The organism is Bradyrhizobium sp. SRL28 (assembly GCF_018596315.1).
Taxonomy (GTDB): domain Bacteria; phylum Pseudomonadota; class Alphaproteobacteria; order Rhizobiales; family Xanthobacteraceae; genus Bradyrhizobium.
The window spans coordinates 1-334 of the sequence record NZ_JAHEAG010000253.1 but is presented as its reverse complement, the minus strand read 5'-3'; the positions used below and the strand labels follow the sequence as shown (position 1 = coordinate 334).

1 protein-coding gene is annotated in these 334 nt (G+C 60.5%); it reads right to left on the bottom strand.

Going from position 1 to position 334, the window contains the following annotated elements:
- The coding region (locus tag KIP88_RS46230) for a DDE-type integrase/transposase/recombinase (protein WP_214494687.1) at positions 1-334 on the bottom strand (334 nt) is incomplete at both ends.

The following is a 334-nucleotide window of genomic DNA, read 5'->3' as shown; positions in this document are numbered from 1 at the left end:
TTCATAGGCTCGCAGGTACACCTCCTCGTATTTGATGCTGCGCCAGAGCCGCTCGACAAACACGTTGTCCCGCCATGCGTCCTTGCCGTCCATGCTGATCGCGATGCCGTTGTAGGCGAGCACGCCGGTGAAGGCCTGCCCGGTGAACTGCGAACCCTGATCCGTGTTGAAGATGTCCGGCTTGCCGTGACGAGCCAAGGCATCCTCCAGCGCCTCGACACAGAAGGATGCTTCCATGGTGATCGACAGCCGCCACGACAGAACACGACGTGTTGCCCAGTCCAGCACCACGGCGAGATAGACGAAGCCACTCGCCATCGGGATGTAGGTGATG